The 15922-nt window shown below is 70.3% G+C and carries 17 protein-coding genes; 13 read left to right on the top strand and 4 right to left on the bottom strand.

What is annotated here, in order from left to right; genetic code table 11:
- Positions 1 to 173: 173 nt before the first annotated feature.
- A complete protein-coding gene (locus tag OG899_RS00320) occupies positions 174 to 1193 on the bottom strand; it encodes a LacI family DNA-binding transcriptional regulator (RefSeq protein WP_125497233.1) in 1020 nt (339 codons plus the stop codon).
- A 95-nt stretch (positions 1194 to 1288) separates the two neighbouring features.
- Positions 1289 to 3133 carry a glycoside hydrolase family 2 protein gene (locus tag OG899_RS00315; RefSeq protein ID WP_125497232.1) on the bottom strand — a complete coding sequence of 615 codons (1845 nt, stop codon included), beginning with the start codon at positions 3131 to 3133 and terminating at the stop codon, positions 1289 to 1291.
- A 260-nt stretch (positions 3134 to 3393) separates the two neighbouring features.
- On the opposite strand from OG899_RS00315, the gene OG899_RS00310 reads away from it, so the two are divergent.
- The 4 genes from OG899_RS00310 to OG899_RS00295 all read left to right on the top strand — a co-directional run bounded on the left by OG899_RS00310 (position 3394) and on the right by OG899_RS00295 (position 7583).
- Entirely contained in the window at positions 3394 to 4734 is a 1341-nt protein-coding gene (locus tag OG899_RS00310) for an extracellular solute-binding protein (protein ID WP_229814293.1), read from the top strand.
- A 13-nt stretch (positions 4735 to 4747) separates the two neighbouring features.
- Positions 4748 to 5695 (top strand): carbohydrate ABC transporter permease, encoded by a 948-nt coding sequence (locus OG899_RS00305; protein ID WP_168132151.1) that lies wholly within the window; start codon positions 4748 to 4750, stop codon positions 5693 to 5695.
- 11 nt (positions 5696 to 5706) lie between these two features.
- A complete protein-coding gene (locus OG899_RS00300; RefSeq protein ID WP_125497230.1) occupies positions 5707 to 6579 on the top strand; it encodes a carbohydrate ABC transporter permease in 873 nt (290 codons plus the stop codon).
- A gap of 296 nt (positions 6580 to 6875) precedes the next feature.
- Positions 6876 to 7583 (top strand): restriction endonuclease, encoded by a 708-nt coding sequence (locus OG899_RS00295; protein WP_373296668.1) that lies wholly within the window; start codon positions 6876 to 6878, stop codon positions 7581 to 7583.
- Positions 7584 to 7850: 267 nt separating this feature from the next.
- Here OG899_RS00295 and OG899_RS00290 read toward each other — a convergent pair whose 3' ends face one another.
- Entirely contained in the window at positions 7851 to 8474 is a 624-nt protein-coding gene (locus tag OG899_RS00290; RefSeq protein ID WP_125497229.1) for a TetR/AcrR family transcriptional regulator, read from the bottom strand.
- Positions 8475 to 8619: 145 nt separating this feature from the next.
- Here OG899_RS00290 and OG899_RS00285 point away from each other — a divergent pair, with 145 nt between their 5' ends.
- The 5 genes from OG899_RS00285 to OG899_RS00265 all read left to right on the top strand — a co-directional run bounded on the left by OG899_RS00285 (position 8620) and on the right by OG899_RS00265 (position 11658).
- The gene (locus OG899_RS00285) at positions 8620 to 9282 is read left to right on the top strand and encodes a peroxiredoxin-like family protein (RefSeq protein WP_125497228.1); all 663 of its coding nucleotides are present in this window, start codon (positions 8620 to 8622) and stop codon (positions 9280 to 9282) included.
- 67 nt (positions 9283 to 9349) lie between these two features.
- Positions 9350 to 10108, top strand: coding sequence for an SDR family NAD(P)-dependent oxidoreductase (locus OG899_RS00280; RefSeq protein ID WP_125497227.1), 759 nt, complete (start codon positions 9350 to 9352; stop codon positions 10106 to 10108).
- 141 nt (positions 10109 to 10249) lie between these two features.
- On the top strand, positions 10250 to 10567 hold the full coding sequence (locus OG899_RS00275) for a carboxymuconolactone decarboxylase family protein (protein WP_189343403.1): 318 nt from the start codon (positions 10250 to 10252) through the stop codon (positions 10565 to 10567).
- A 31-nt stretch (positions 10568 to 10598) separates the two neighbouring features.
- Positions 10599 to 11273: a haloacid dehalogenase type II gene (locus tag OG899_RS00270; RefSeq protein ID WP_189343402.1), complete on the top strand. Its 675-nt coding sequence runs from the start codon at positions 10599 to 10601 to the stop codon at positions 11271 to 11273.
- A 67-nt stretch (positions 11274 to 11340) separates the two neighbouring features.
- Entirely contained in the window at positions 11341 to 11658 is a 318-nt protein-coding gene (locus OG899_RS00265) for a hypothetical protein (protein ID WP_221886887.1), read from the top strand.
- Between the two features lie 117 nt (positions 11659 to 11775).
- Here the strand turns inward: OG899_RS00265 and OG899_RS00260 are convergent, their stop codons facing one another.
- Positions 11776 to 12459, bottom strand: a complete 684-nt coding sequence (locus OG899_RS00260; RefSeq protein WP_125497224.1) for a lytic polysaccharide monooxygenase — start codon at positions 12457 to 12459, stop codon at positions 11776 to 11778.
- Between the two features lie 797 nt (positions 12460 to 13256).
- On the opposite strand from OG899_RS00260, the gene OG899_RS00255 reads away from it, so the two are divergent.
- From OG899_RS00255 to OG899_RS00240, 4 genes are all read left to right on the top strand, one after another.
- A complete protein-coding gene (locus OG899_RS00255) occupies positions 13257 to 13763 on the top strand; it encodes an alcohol dehydrogenase catalytic domain-containing protein (RefSeq protein WP_189343401.1) in 507 nt (168 codons plus the stop codon).
- Between the two features lie 496 nt (positions 13764 to 14259).
- A complete protein-coding gene (locus tag OG899_RS00250; RefSeq protein WP_125497222.1) occupies positions 14260 to 14859 on the top strand; it encodes a molybdopterin-dependent oxidoreductase in 600 nt (199 codons plus the stop codon).
- A complete protein-coding gene (locus OG899_RS00245; protein ID WP_125497221.1) occupies positions 14829 to 15584 on the top strand; it encodes a ferredoxin reductase in 756 nt (251 codons plus the stop codon). Before OG899_RS00250 ends, OG899_RS00245 begins: the two co-directional genes overlap by 31 nt.
- 1 nt (position 15585) lies before the next feature.
- Entirely contained in the window at positions 15586 to 15900 is a 315-nt protein-coding gene (locus OG899_RS00240) for a DUF6510 family protein (protein ID WP_125497220.1), read from the top strand.
- Positions 15901 to 15922 lie beyond the last annotated feature (22 nt).

Below are 15922 nucleotides of genomic sequence, written 5' to 3'. Positions count from 1 at the left end.
CTCGGTGATCGCCCTGGAACCAGGTCGGGCGGGGCCTGCCTGATCCGGGGGAGGGAGGTACCGCCGATGCCGGAGGCCGGGGCCCGGCCGGCACCCCGGTCGCGGCTCAGGGGCGTGCCTCCACCGGTTCGAGGTGCGGTGGAAACGCCGGTGGACCGTGCCCACGGGGCCCGTCAGACGCCTCCCCCGGTGCTCTCCCGCACGGTCAACCGGTGGTCGACGATGTGGTCGGAGGGTTCCTTGGTGCCCGGATTGTCGATCCGGTCCAGCAGCAGGGACACCGCGACGTCCGCGATGGCCTCCTTGTCGGGAGCGATCGTGGTGAGGCTGGGCACGCTGAAACGTGCCGCCTCGATGTCGTCGAAGCCGACGACGTCGAGATCGTCCGGGGCACGCAGTCCGGCCTCGTGCAGGGCGCGCAGAGCACCGAGGGCGAGATGGTCGTTCAGACACAGCAGGGCGTCCGGCCGTGGCTGCCGGGCCAGCAGGGCCGCCGCGGCCCGGGCGCCGTCCTGCCAGTGGTAGTGCTCCACGGGAACGACCAGGTCCTGCCGGAACGGGACGTGGGCGGCGCGCAGCGCCGACTGGTAGCCGCGGGTACGCAGCCTGTCGGTGCCCTGCCGCCCCCGCAGGGCACCGCCGATCACGGCGATGGTGCGCCGCCCGCGGGCGAGCAGGTGCTCGGTGGCCTCACGGGCGGCGGCGACGTTGTCGATGCCGACATGGTCCACCGCCCCCGGTGCCTGACGTTCTCCGAGGAGCACGAGCGGCAGCCGGGCGTCCCGCGTGGCCAGGTCGCGCGGCGTGAGCGACAGCGGACTGAGGATGATCCCGTCGGTGAACTGGGCGTCGAACCCGTGCAGAGCGGACAGCTCGCGCTCCCGCACGGCACCGGTCTGGTGCAGCAGAACGGTGCGGCCGCGCCGGTCGGCCGCCGCCATGACATGCTTGGCCAGTTCCGAGAAGTACGCGACGTCCAGTTCCGGGACCGCCAGCGTGATCATGCCGGTGCGCCCCTGACGCAGTTGCCGGCCCGCCAGGTTGACCCGGTACCCCAGGGCTTCTATGGCCTCCCGGACCGCGGCCCGCGTGTGCTCCGAGACATGCTCGAAGTTGTTGATCACGTTGGAGACCGTCTTGGGGGAGACGCCGGCGTACTCCGCGACGTCCTTGATCCTGGGCCTGGTCGCCACGCTCCACTTCCTTCCGCTCCGGTGGGATCTTAGAGCCTCGCGTCCGGATCGCGCCGGGCTCCCGGGCACGATCCGGACGCGAGGCTGCGTGGCGGTCAGGAGGCGGACCCGGACTCCTTCTCCTCGTGGGCCGGCTGCGCGCCGGTGACGATGCGGCGGACGGTCTCCAGCGGCAGTTTCGGCGAACCGTCCGCGGACAGCAGGCCGTTGGTCTCCTGCGCGGTGTCCATGAACTGCGTGTAGCAGAAGCCGGCCACGACCGGGCTGGCGTGCAGCGCACCGAACAGCTCGCCCAGCAGATCCGCGTACTGCGCCGCGGAGTCGGTCCGGGTGTAGGTGAAGGCGTCGTCGTCGGCGTTCACCGACAGACCGCCGAACTCGGTGATCATCAACGGGACGTCGCCGGCGGCGTACCGCTGCTTCTGCGTCTCGCCCACCGACAGCACACGTCCCTGCGGACCGGGACCGTCGAGCAGCCGGCCGACCGCGGCGGCGTCGCCGTAGCGGGCCGTGAGCACGGCCGGGTCGGAGGAGTAGTCGTGCACGCCGAGAATGTCGCTGTCGGTGTGCTCCCAGCCCTCGTTGGACATCACCGGCCGGGTCGGGTCCAGCGCCCGGGTCAGGTTCGCCAGGGCGAGGGAGTAGTGCCGCTGCGCGGAGTCGCGGGGGATGTCCGAGGCACCCCAGCTCTCGTTGATCGGCACCCAGGTGACGACCGACGGGTGGCTGCGGTCCCGGCGCACCAGCTCAAGCCACTCACGGGTGAGCAGCTCCACGGCCTCGGTGCCGAACTCGTACGCGGCCCCGGTCTCGCCCCACACCAGCAGACCCAGCCGGTCCGCCCAGTACAGGAAACGCGGATCCTCCGCCTTCTGGTGGACGCGGACGGCGTTGAAACCCATCGCCTTGATCAGCTCCACCTCGCGGCGCAGCTCCTGCGTGCCCGAGTTGGCGATCAGGGTGTCGGGACGGTAGCCCTGGTTGAGCACCGAACGGACGTAGTAGGGGCGGCCGTTGAGGAGGAAGGCACCGCGGCCGACACCCGCGCTGCGCAGACCCACGTAGCTGTCCACCGTGTCGACCACCGCGGAGGTGACGGCGTCGCGCACCGTCACCCGGGCGTCCAGCAGGGTCGGCCGCTCCGGGCTCCACAGCAGCTGCTCACGGTCGATGCCGTTGCGCAGAGCGGGGATCACGAGGTCGATCCGGCTGCGCGGAGTGCGCACGGTGGTGGTGCTCTCGGCCAGCACCTTCCCGTCCAGGCTCAGCTCGATCTCCACCCGCAGCGGGGCGTCCGGCACCCGGGCCAGGGTGACCTCGGCCTCCACACCGCGTGCCGGATCGGGGATCCAGGCCAGGTCGGTGACGTGCTGGGCGGGCACCGTCTCCACCCACACCGTCTGCCAGATGCCGGTGGTCCGCTCGTACCAGACCTCGTGCGGCCGGTCCTGCCAGTCCTGCTTGCCGCGCGGCTGTGCCAGGTCGGCCGGCTGGTCCTCGGCCCGCACCACGAGCAGGTGCTCGTCGGCACCGGACCGCAGAGCATGGGTGACATCCGCGGTGAACGGGGTCTGGCCGCCGACGTGTTCGGCCACCAGCCGGCCGTCCAGCCACACCTTCGCCCGGTGGTCGACGGCACCGAAGTGCACGAGCGTCCGCCGGCCGTCGCCGGCCGCGAGGACGTCGTGGGGTATGCGGCGGCGGTACCAGACCACCGGGTGCGGTGCGGTCTCGCCGATGCCGGAGGCGGGGGACTCGGGCGGGTACGGAACGGTGATCTCCCGGTCGAAGGCGCCCGTCACCCCCTCGGCGAACCACTCGGCGCCCTCGCCCTCGTCGGTGTCGTCGTAGCCGAACTCCCAGACGCCGTCGAGGCTGTGCCACTGCTCCCGCTGCAGGATCGGCCTCGGATACGTCCCGTCCTGCTGGCTCAACTCCACAGATCCTCCTTATGCCGCCCGGCGAACCCGGCGTCGGCGTGCCACGGTCGAAGTGCTGACATCATGGGTGATCGTTTACATCGATGCAAGAGCGGTCCGGACGGAGAACCGTGGTGGTCGGCCAGGTAGCCCCGCAGTGTCGTTTTCGATGCGCATCCGAGACCTGACTTCTTGCGGGCGATCTATTGCATCGATGTAAAGGTGTGTGCCAGGGTCTGCGCCATCGACGCCACTTCCGACACAACGAGGTGCACACTTTCATGAGTGGAGCGATGGCGCGCCGGCGGCTCCTCGCCCTCGGCGGCGGGCTTGCCCTGACCGGGGGGCTCGTGGCATGTTCCTCCCCGCTCGCATCCGGCCTGACCGGCTCCCAGCCCAACACCGCGGACGTCATCTTCTGGAACCTGTTCACCGGCGGAGACGGCGCCAACATGGTGGCGATGGAGGACCGGTTCCGGAAGGACCACCCGGGCACGTCCGTGGAGGCCACCGTCCTCGGCTGGGGCAACCCGTACTACACGAAACTCGCCCTGGCCACCGCGAGCGGGACGCCGCCGGACGTCGGCGTCGCGCACCTGTCACGGCTCCCGCTGCTGGCCGCGTCCGGCCTGCTCGAGCCCATCGAACGGACCGGGCTGAGCGAACTGGGTGTCACCGCCGACAAGTTCACCCCCGCGGCCTGGCGCAAGGCCACGGTCGACGGGACCGTGTACGCGGTCCCCCTGGACACCCACCCCTTCGTCCTCTACTACAACGTCGACCTGGCCCGCAGGGCGGGGCTGCTCGACTCCGGCGGCAGCCTCGTCCGGCTCCAGGGCGCCGACGACTTCGTCGCCGCGGTCAGGGCCATGAAGACCGCGGGCGGAGCCCAGTACGGGGCAGTGATGTCGATCACCGCCGACCCGTCGACGGCATGGCGCTGCTTCAGCATGATCTACTCCGGTCTCGCCGGCCCGGTCGTCACCGACTCCGGCACCACGATCGCCCTCGACGACGAGGCGGTCCAGGAGACCGTCGCCTTCCTGCAGCGCCTCACCGGCGGCGGACTGATGCCGGGCAACCTCAACGGTTCCGGTGCCAACGCCCTGTTCAGCACCGGCAAGGCCGGCTTCCTGTTCGACGGCGAATGGCAGATACCGTCGTACCGGCAGGTCAAGGGCCTGCGCTTCGACGTCGTGCCGTTCCCGGCGCTGCTGGGCCCGGAACCGGTGGCCTACGCCGACTCGCACGCCCTGGTCGTCCCGCGCAACACGGCACGCTCGGACACCCGCACCCGCGACGCGGCACTGTTCATCAAGGGCCTGCTCGACAACAGCGCCGTGTGGGCCGAGGGCGGACACATCCCCGCCTGGCTGCCCACCCAGCGCAGCAAGGCCTTCCTCGACCTCTCTCCCCAGCGCCACTACGTGCAGGCCGCGTTCGACGCCCAGTACGACCCGGAGGCCTGGTACACCGGCGCCGGATCGGACTTCCAGAACGTCGTGGGCGGAACGATCATCGAGGCCCTCGCCGGGCGGATCACCCCCCGGGGCACGGTGTCGGCCCTGCGCGCCGATCTCGAGCGGTTCACCACGGCCCGACCGCCGGTCACGATGAAGTAGGAGGCAGTCACCCATGACGACCGTCGCCGCGACGCGACCGGCACCCACGGCACACACCGGGACACACCCGGCCGGCCGGCCGCACCGCTCCGAACGCCGGGCCGGTGCACTGCTCACCGCACCCTTCTTCGTGATCCACCTCGTGTTCTTGATCGGCCCACTCCTCGTGGGCGTGGTGCTCAGCTTCTTCAACACCACCACCGTCAAGGACGGCCTGGGCGAGTTCGTCGGCCTGTCCAACTACTCCGAGGTGATCGGCGATCCCCAGTTCTGGGACGCCATGTGGCACTCGGTGCTCTTCACCCTGCTGACCACACCCCCGCTGGTGATCCTGACCATGGCCGCCGCCATCCTCGCCTCCCGCGTGCGCCGCGGCCGCGTCTTCTACCGCCTGGCGTTCTTCGCCCCCTACGTGGTGCCGTCCTCCATCGTCGCGCTGATCTTCCTGTGGATGTACACCCCGCAGATCGGCCTCATCCCCAAGATCTTCGACGCGGTCGGACTGCCGGTGCCCGACTTCATCGGCTCCACCTCCGGCGGCTGGACGGCCGTGACGCTGATGACCCTGTGGTGGACCTTCGGTTTCAACTTCGTCCTCTACACCGCCGCGATCCAGGACGTGCCGTCCGACGTGTACGAGGCGGCGGCCATCGACGGCGCGAGTCCCTGGCAGCAGATCCGTCACATCACGGTGCCGATGCTGGGCCGGACCACCAGCCTGGTGCTGATCCTGCAGATCCTCGCCTCGCTGAAGGTCTTCGACCAGATCTACCTGCTGCTGGGCGGCGGCCCCGACCAGTCCACCCGCCCGGTCATCGAGTACATCTACGACACCGGCTTCACCTCGTACCGGGGCGGCTACGGTGCCGCCGCCACCCTGGTCTATTTCGTCGTCATCGTCGTGATCTCGGCGGCCTGGTACGGGCTGCGCCACCGCCGTGCGACCCGCACCGCGGCCTGAGCGGAGGAATCATGACCACCATCACCCAGCCGCGGCCGGCCACGGCGAAAAACGCGCCGCCGACCCACGGCGCCACGCTCTTCAACCGCCTGTGCGCCGTGTGCCTGACCCTGTTCGCCCTGATATGGCTGGTGCCCTTCTTCTGGGCGATCGCCACCTCCCTGCGCTCGGACGCGTCGATCACCCAGAAACCGACCTCACCGTTCGCCGGCGGATGGTCCCTGCACGCCTACTCCTACGCCTGGGACACGTATCCGATCGGCACCTGGTACCTCAACAGCCTGGTCATCTCGGTCCTCGCGGTGATCTTCACCGTGGCCTTCTGCTCCATGGCCGGCTTCGCCCTGGCGTTCCTGCGCTTCCGCGGCCGGAACGTCGTACTGGCCCTGGTCGCGGCCGGGCTGATGCTGCCCAGCGAAGCCCTGGTGCTGCCGCAGTTCATCGAGTACCGCTCGCTGCACCTGCTCGGCACCTTCTGGGCCCTGGTTCTGCCGTCCATCGCCGCGCCGATCTCGGTGTTCGTCTTCCGGTCGTTCTTCGCCGGCATCCCCGTCGCCCTGATCGAGGCGGCCCGCATCGACGGAGCGGGCTGGTGGCGGATCTACGCCAGGGTCTGCATGCCCCTGTGCCGTCCCGCCCTGTCCACGGTCGCCATCCTGACGTTCATCACCACCTGGAACTCCTTCCTCTGGCCGCTGCTCGTGCTCAGCCAGACCAAGTCCCAGACCGTTCCGGTGGGTCTGGCCTCCCTGCTCAGCAACACCAACATCCAGTACGCCGAGGTGATGGCGTCCTCGGTCCTCGGGTTCCTCCCGCTGATCGCGGTGTTCCTGATCTTCCAGCGGCAGATCGTGGAGGGTGTGACCACGACCGGCATCAAGTGATGTCGCTGCATCGGCAGGACGGGCGGCGCCGCGCGGGACACCCGGACGGTGCCCGCAGACGGTACAGAGACGGCACACCTGCCGCGCCGTCAAGCGGTGTGTCCGGGAGCAACGTCATGTGCTCCCGGACCCGGCCCGGCCTGCCGGCCTCAATGGCCCGCGCCACCTGGCGGGCGACATGTCCGCGAGCGAGCTGTGCCGTTCCGTCCGGGGGTCGCAGGCCGCCGATTCGAGACTGTCGTGGAAGAGGTCGACCCAGCGCTGTGGCGGTCCGACCGGGGTGACAGCGTGGATGCGTGTTCCGGGCAGCGCTCGGCCGGGAGTTGCCTCAGCGGCCGGCGAGGCGGGAATCCACCGGCCAGCGGCCTGGCGACCATCTCCACGAAGACCTGGTGATTGTCAGCGGTGAACTCCCGCGGCACAGCGGCACCAACCTCTTCCACCATCGCCACTGCTGCGCGGGCTGCAGACGTCGCAGTTCGGTGGTGCAGGCGTCGAACGATCGTCGGCTTCTGTCTGCTGTCGCATCGGCCGATGGTACGGCCTGGAGGAATGGCGCGCCCTGTCGGCCGGCGCGGCGATGTGCTCGGCGGGCCGATCGTCGTCCGGGGCGGCTCGGGCCGTCAGGGTGGGACGAGTCGGCATTCGACGGTGTGAGCGCTGGTGCGGTCATCGCGGCGCGGAGCGCGTACGACGTGGAGACAGAAAGGGCTCCGAAACGGTCACCGAGCCACCACGTACTGTTCGGCCAGGTGCGATGGCTTGGTGCTCCTTCTCGTCGACGTCGTCGTCGGCTGTGCCGTCGGGACGGGTGCACGGACGTCCTTGTCACCGGCAGACGCGGTGACCTGGGCGCGGATGTCACCGGCTGTCTGGCCGACGGTCGTAAGCTGGTCGTCCAGTGCAAGAAGTACGCGCCGCACCGGAGCGTGTCCTCGCAGGACATGCACAAGTCCGTCGGCACCGCCCGTCCCGAACACGGCGCCGACGTGCGGTGTTCGTAACCACGGCCGCGCGTTCACGAAGGACGCGCTGGGCCCGGCACACCGCCAGGACACCGTCGCCGCGCACCGCGACCTGCTGGGCGCCGTGGTCAAAGGCGCTTACCTGGAGTCCCTGCTCCCGCTGAGCGGGCGCGGCGACGGCAGCAGGCGACGCCCTCGGCCTGACCGGCAGGCTTTCTGCTCTCAGGCACCTCGAGAACTCTCAGGCACCCAAAGCACCGCGCCGGTCGTTGTCGGACCCGCGTGAGCCCGCCCGCCGGCCCGGCTCTAACGGGTCGCGTAACCCCGGATGGTCTCGATCATCGTGTCCAGGGCGGCCTCCAGGGCGGTGGTGTCCTGGTGGGTCTGGGTCATGAGCAGGCCGCCCTGCAGCGCGGTCAGCAGGGCGAGGGCGAGCCGGTCGGTGTCGGCCTCCGCGTCCAGCTCGCCCCGCTGTTGCATGGCGCGCAGGCCGTCGCGGATGGCGCTCTCCCACTGGGCGTAGCCGGCGACGAGCTGGGCGCGGGCCTCGGGATCGTGGTCGGACAGTTCGGCGGCCAAGGAGCCCATCGGACAGCCTCCCCGGCAGTCGCGGGCGTGCTGTGCCTGGACGACCGCATCGCGCCAGGCCTGCAGTGCCTCGATGCTGTCCAGCCGGCTCAGCAGCGGCCGCTGGAAGTCGAGCACCCGCTCGGTCTGGTGGCGGACGACGGCCTGCACCAGCGCCCGCTTGTCGGCGAAGTAGTGGTACAGCTGCGACGGGCTGGTCACCCGGGCGGCCTTGAGGATGTCCTCCGTGCTGGTGCCCGCCACGCCGCGCTCGTACATCAACGTGGCCGCCGCCGCCACGATGCGGTCGCGTGTCGCACGCCCGCGGGCGGTCAGGCGACGTTCCTCGGTGCTGCTGCTCATCACTCGATCACGCTAACAGAGCCGGAGCCTTTCTGGAGTTGACACTCTAATTCCGCGGACTAGAGTGGGCGCTCCAAAATCAAGGGTGCGGCCGCCGTCCGCCCCGCACTCGTCGTGCGCCGGCCCTTGAGGAGAGGACGCAAGGATGAGCACCACCCCCATTGCCGACCAGGTCACCACGCTCGCCGAAGGCATGGCCGCACAGGCACCGGCCGAGGCCCTGGAGGCGTTCAGCGCCGAGCAGGCCGAACTGGACGCCGCCGGCATTCCGGCCGATGTCGCGGAGCCCGGCACCGCGATGCCCGACGCGTCGCTGCTCGACGCCCACGGTGAACCCACCACCCTGAAGCAGGCACGCGACGGCCGGCCGGCGGTCGTGGTGTTCTACCGCGGTGCCTGGTGCCCCTACTGCAACGTCGCCCTGCGCACCTACCAGCGGGAGCTGAAGCCCGAACTGGACCGCCACGGTGTCGCACTGATCGCGGTCAGCCCGCAGAAGCCCGACGGGTCGCTGACCATGGCGGAGACCAACGACCTCGAGTACACGGTGCTGTCCGACCCCGGCAACCGGATCGGCCGGGCGCTCGGCATCCTCACCCGTCCCAGCGACCAGGCCCGGCAGGTGCAGGCCTCCCTCGGACTGGACCTGGCCGAGGTGAACGCCGACGGCACGTACGACATCGTCATGCCGACCGTGGCGATCGTCGACGCCTCGGGCGTCCTGCGCTGGATCGACGTCCACCCGAACTACACCACCCGCACCGAACCCGCCGAGATCCTCGCGGCCCTCACCGAGGCACTGCACTGACCTGGTTCCGGCTTCAGGCCGCGCGTGACGCGCGTGCGGCGAACCCTCGCTCGATCGGAGAGGACACATGTTTCTGAACAGCAAGGTCGCCCTGGTGACGGGTGCGGGCCGGGGCATCGGACGGGCCATCGCCCTCGCCCTCGCGGACGAGGGCGCGCGGGTCGCGCTGGTGGCCCGCAGCGAGGACGCGCTCGCCGAGACCGCCGCACTGGTGGAGAAGCGCGGCGGCACCGCCCTCGCGGTCCCCGCCGATCTCACCGACCCGGCGTCGGCGACCCCTGTGGCCGAACGCGCGGTCGCCGGGCTCGGACCGGTCGACGTTCTGATCAACAACGCCGCCACCGTCGAACCGCTCGGACCGGTCACCGGCATGGACGCCGACGCCTGGACCACCGCCTTCCGGCTCAACGTGATCACACCCGCCGCGCTGGCCGGCGCGCTCGCGCCCCGGATGACCAAGGCAGGGTGGGGACGGATCGTCAACGTGTCCAGCGGCATCGTCGCCCGCCCGACGACCATGATCGGCGGCAGCGCCTACGCCGCCACCAAGGCCGCTCTCGAGGCCCACACCGTCAACCTCGCCGCCGAACTCGACGGCACGGGAGTCACCGTCAACGTCTACCGCCCGGGCTCGGTGGACACGGCGATGCAGGAGTTGATCCGCCGCGAAGGCGAGGGCCGGCTGGACGAGGCCACCCACCAGCGCTTCGTCCGCCACCACACCGAGGGCACACTGATCACACCCGAACACTCCGCCCGCGCGCTGGTCCACCGGCTCGCCGGAGACGCCACGGGACGGATCTGGGACGTCGCCGACCCCGCCTGACCCCGCCCCGCACACGTCCCGCGGGCCGTGCCACGCCCCCCTGGCCCGCCGCCGCACGACCCGCGGGACTCATCTCCGGGCCCTGGCGACAGCACGTGCCCCACCCGCACCCGTCACGCTCTCCGCAGGAGGCACATCGCCATGTTCGACATGAAGAACCTGCGCCACCTCGAGGACCTCGGCAAGCACGCGCCGGAAGCCATGCAGGCCTTCCAGGCGTTCGACAAGGCCGTCTTCACCGACGGAGCCCTGACCGCCCAGCAGAAGCAGCTGATCGCGGACGCGGTGGCGCTGACGACCCAGTGCCCGTACTGCATCGAACTGCACACCAAGGCCGCACGCGACGCAGGCGCAGACGACGCCCAGCTCGCGGAAGCCGCGCTGGTGGCCGCAGCGATCCGGGCCGGCGGCGCCGTGACCCACGCCACGCACCTGTTCCGGCACGAAACCTCGTCCTGACCCGACCCACCGGCCGAAGGAACCGCCCGTCATGACCCGCGTACTGGCCTTTGACGTCAATGAGACCCTGCTGGACCTGAAAGCACTGGACACGGCGTTCGAAGACCTCTTCGGCAGCGCGGCCCCCAGAGGGCCGTGGTTCGCCCAGGTGCTGCAACTGTCCTTCGTCGGCGGCATCACCGGCTTCTACGTCGACTTCACCACGGCCCAGCGAGCCGCGCTGCAGATGATCGCCGAGCGTCAAGGCGTCTCGTTGAGCGAGCAGCAGATCGACGCCACCGTCGCGCTGATGACGTCGCTGCCACCCCACCCCGACGTGCCCGAGGCCCTCGGGAGGCTGGCCGCCACCGACCTGCATCTGGTGGCCCTGACCAACTCCGTCCAGGACGTGGCGGAACAGCAACTGCGCAACGCCGGCGTCCGGGACCTGTTCGCGAAGGTGATGTCGGCCGACGCCGTCCGCCGGCTCAAGCCCGCGCCCGAGCCCTACCTCGCCGTCGCCGCCGCGTTCGACGTCCACCCCGGAGACGTGCGGTTGATCGCCGCCCACTCCTGGGACGTGACAGGCGCCCTGCACGCCGGCTGCAAGGCGGCGTTCCTGCGACGCCCCGGCGCTGTGCTCAGCCCCGTCGGCCCGCAGCCCGACCTCGTCGCCGGCACCCTGACAGACCTGGCCGACCTGATCGTCCGGCGTGACTGCCGCTGAACGGACAGGCGGCCACCGGGCGGCCTCTGCCGGCCCTGCCGGTCGCCGGCCGGCACACTTCGTGACGATGGAGAGCCGTGTACTCATCCAGCACAGTCCGCTGATGAGCTGGCTGTGCGACTTCCTCAGTCTCGACGCGCTCGCGGCAGCTCTCGGCACGACGGAGATCGTGGCGGCGGTCCTCCTCGCCCTTCACCCGCGTTGGCCGCGCCTGTCCAGAGCGGACACCCACGGCTTCCCCGTGCTCTCCGCGAAGCCCGGCCAGTTCCTGCTGAAGGATTTGGTCCTGCTCGGGGTGTCCCTCACCACGCTCGGCGAATCCCTCGAGGCCGGTCGAACGCGTGCCCCTGAGCGGACGCAACAGCGTGAGAGCGCTCACGCGTAGGCGGCGGCCGGCTGCGCCGACGGCTTCCCGGCGCGGCCGGCCGCGGACGACCGCAGAGGCGACGCGCACGCCGACGGCGCCGGCCGATGGACCGGCGCCGTCCGCCTGCCCGGAGGCTCAGGAGAAGGTGACGTCACTGCACAGGAAGTAGGTCTGGTCCATGTGCGACGCCTGCCAGATCGTGTACACCACGTGCCGGCCGGTCAGGCCCGAGGTGTGCACGTCGATCTCGTAGTTGTTGCTCGGCGCGTACTTGCCCGTCTGGGCCACCAGCTCCAGGTCGCTCCACCGCAGGGGCTGGGTCGTGGGGTCGAAGCCCTGACGGGTGACGTACACCAGGAAGTAGTCCGCACCGTGGCTGGCCTGGTCGTACAGGCGCACGGTGAAGTCGGACGAGACGTTCGTGGTCTTCCAGGGGCCCACCGCGTCCAGGGAGTTGTAGCGGCCGCCTTCGGTCTGGCCGCCGCTGCAGAGCTGGCCGTCGGGAATCACGGCCTGGAAGTTGCCGGCGGAGCCGTTGCGGTAGAGACCGTTCCAGTTCCACATGGCGTTCGGGTCGTCCTGCCAGGCCTGCCAGCACATGGGGTCCTGCTGCGCCATGTCGGGGTTCTGGAAGTCGTCAGCCCAGCGCTCCCAGCAGCCGTAGTTCCGGGACGCCGGATCCACCACCGAACCGTGGGCCGATGCGGTCCCGCCTCCGGGGATCAGGGCGATCAGCAGGGCGGCGAGAGCGCTCAGCAGGAGCGCCGGACGGGCCCCGACGCGTCTCGTGGCGCGTTCATGACATGCGTGCTGCAACATCGTCTCCCTCTTTCCGCTGTGGGGGATGCGGTACGCAGGGGTGGGGGCGCGGCCTCCCGTGCGTTGGGAGCGCTCCCACACCGTCACGATGACGTGATGGAAACATGATGGCAACACTGGTTTTCGCCACGTCCGCACCGCGCCTCGGCCTCCTGTCGTGGCCCGGTGACCCATGGTGCTTCGACGGCGGTGCTGCAGGTGAGGCGCAACGAGATGTGGTCACCGGTGCCGATGTGCCGTACGGCTCGCCGTGGCCGAGGAATGTGTCGACTGCCCTGTCACCAGCGACGGATGCGGCCAGCGCCGAGTTGGCCGGGTGCTTTCGGTGAGGCCCGTGGCGCGCGCTGTCGTAGGCGACGGTGCCGGTCGCGGTCGTTGCGGTCGGCGTGGCGGGCCGCTGCGACGGACAGCCTGCCCCGCCGGTGTGGACGACTGCCGCGACGGACGGTCGGCTCCGCTCGCTTGCTCGTATCGCACGGATCCGTCCTGGAACACCGTTCCGGCCCCGACTGGCAGCACTACAAGGTCGACGGCAAGGTACTCGTGCTCATGGCAGACGGTGCCGTCGTGATCCTGAGCGTCCGTCCGTCGGCCGGGACAGGAATCCGCACCCCGCCCCGCGCGCCAGGCCCATGCCCCGCGCATGTACCGAAGCCCGTGACTCATCGGCAGGCCGCCCCCATCTCAGAAGTCGGCCGGCCGCCTCGCCCCGGCGGCCGGCTCGCACAGCACCGTTCGTGACCACGTCACCGACGCATCCGACGCATCCGACGCATGCAAGAGAAGGACACTCCCCGATGAAAGCCATTGTGGTATCCGACCAGACCGCCGGAACGGCCGGAACGACCCTGACCGAACGGCCCGCCCCGCAGCCGGCGATCAACGACGTCGTCGTGGAGATCCATGCGTCGGGGTTCGTCCCGACCGAGATGGAGTGGCCGTCGACCTGGACCGATCGAGCAGGTCGTGACAGGGCACCGTCGATCCCCGGTCACGAGCTGGCCGGAGTGGTCACCGCCCTCGGCTACGGCACCACGGGACTGTCGGTCGGACAGCGGGTGTTCGGCCTCGCCGACTCTCTGGTGTCGGTCGTGGGCCCGGTCGAGGCCCGCCCCGCCGAGGGTCTGGCGATCGACTTCGTGGTCGAGGCCGACCGCGCCCAGCTGGGGGAGATCGTGCAGCGTGTCCGGGACGGGCGACTGCGGACGAACATCGGAACCGTCGTCTCCCTCGACGACGCGGTCGCGGCCATCAATGCGACCGAGCGACGCAAGGGCAAGACAGTCGTCCGCGTACGCCCGTGACGAGGGGCGGCCACACCCGGAGCGAGGACCCGGAGTCCCGCCCCGGGCGGCGACGTGAGAGGTCAGCCCAGGGCGGGACGGCCGCCGGCATGACGACTGCTGTGACGCGGGGTCGCGGGACAAGAACCGGCGTTCCAGGTGGCGCAGGTGTTCCACAGTGCGGCCACCCGGACCACGGCGACCGTAGGCTCTCAAAGCGGACCACCTCACTGATCAGCACACACCTCCGCGCTGCGCGGAACGAACCCCGGACGAACGCCGGCGACTCGTCGCTGGACCTCGCGCCCCCGCCTCCGCACCCACACATCCACGAGACACCCGACCGGCGACACGCGTACGGTGGAAACAGGAGCCGCCTCCCGCGGACGACAGCGGGAACGACCTGGTGGGCGGTACGAACCGAGCGTGCAGCCACGTCGGCGGACAGCCGGCCGGTGGATGCCATGGCGGCGCCCGCCGATGCATGCGCAAGGAACACAGACAAGGAACAGCGAGCATGGCGATCATCTCGCGGGGGTTCCACGGCCGACGGCCACCCGAAGGCTCCAAGCTGCCGCCGGGCCAGTACGAGACCACCGGATTCCCGGTGCTGTCCGCCGGGCCGACGCCTCGTGTGCCGCGCCAGAACTGGGAGTTGTCCGTGACCACGGAAACGGGTCAGCGGCACACCTGGGACTGGGACGCCCTGATGGCGCTCCCGGCGGAGTCCCCGACCGTCGACCTGCACTGCGTGACCAAGTGGTCCAAGTTCGGCACCCGTTGGAAGGGCGTCAGCCTGGACGTCCTGCTGGCGGACGTCGAAACCGCCGCCGAGCACGCTCTGATCACGTCCTACGGCGGTTACACCACCAACATCCCGCTCGCCGATCTGCTCGACGGCAAGGCGTGGATCGCCTACGGCTACGACGGCGCCGACCTGGCGCCCGAGCACGGCGGACCGGCGCGGCTTCTCGTCCCGCACCTGTACCTGTGGAAATCGGCCAAGTGGGTGCGGGGCATCGAGCTGCGACGAAGCGACGTGCCCGGCTTCTGGGAGAGCGCCGGTTACCACAACTACGGAGACCCATGGCGAGAGCAGCGGTACCAGGGCGACTAGGAGAACGGCTTCGGTGGCGGGTCGCCGAGGTGACGGGCCGGAGACCGGAAACCTCAACGGCTGTCACCTTGGAGATGGACGTGCCGGGCTGGCCCGGACACCTGGCCGGCCAGCACGTGGACGTGAAACTGACAGCGGAGGACGGATACAGCACCCAGCGCAGCTACTCGATCGCCTCCGCACCCGAGCTGGGGCGACTGGAGCTGACCGTGCAACGCCTCGCAGGCGGGGAAGTGTCACCCTACCTGGTGGACGTACTTGCCCCAGGCGACCGGCTGGAACTGCGAGGCCCCGTCGGCGGCTGGTTCGTCTGGGACCCGACGCAGACGGAGCCCGTCCTGCTCGTGGCGGGCGGCTCGGGCCTCGTACCGCTGATGTGCATGATCCGCGCCCGCGAGGCGGCCGGCAGCAGGGTCCCGTTCCGGCTCCTGTACTCGGTGCGGAGCCCCGACGACCTGCTGTACCGCGCCGAGCTGCGGAAGGGGTCACCGGGGCTCGACACGGCCTACCTCTACACCCGTGAAACACCTGGGGGCACACCGCGGCCTCCGGGACGGGTCACACCCGACGATCTCGTCCGCAACGGCTGGCCCCCCGACTTCGAGCCCACCTGCTACGTCTGCGGGCCCACGGGATTCGTCGAAAAGGTGGCCGCCTATCTGGTGCTGCTCGGGCACGCACCGGAACGCGTCCGCACCGAACGGTTCGGTGACGATGGAGGCTGAGATGACGCTCGCGAAAGCCGACGAACCGAAGGTGGATAGTGCTCTGGACGGGCACCTCGACGGCAACGTCCTGGCCGGCCCGCTCTCCGAGATCTTCGCCGCCGACGTCACGATCGCGACAAGCCGGTGCGCACACTGCGGGTACACAGGACTGCTCGCTCGTCTGCACGTCTACGCCAACGCTCCGGGCCTTGTGGCGCGCTGCCAGGAGTGCGGCGGCGTCGTCCTGCGCGTGGTGCGGACCACCAGCACCGCATGCCTCGACCTGACCGGCACCGCCCTGCTGTCCATCCCACTGGAGGACGCGGACGCCTGAGAGGGCTCGGACGCCGAGAACG

This window comes from Streptomyces thermoviolaceus (assembly GCF_045209695.1).
Lineage (GTDB): Bacteria > Actinomycetota > Actinomycetes > Streptomycetales > Streptomycetaceae > Streptomyces > Streptomyces thermoviolaceus.
Note: the sequence above shows the minus strand (reverse complement) of the source record. Positions and strands in the feature narration are given on the sequence as shown.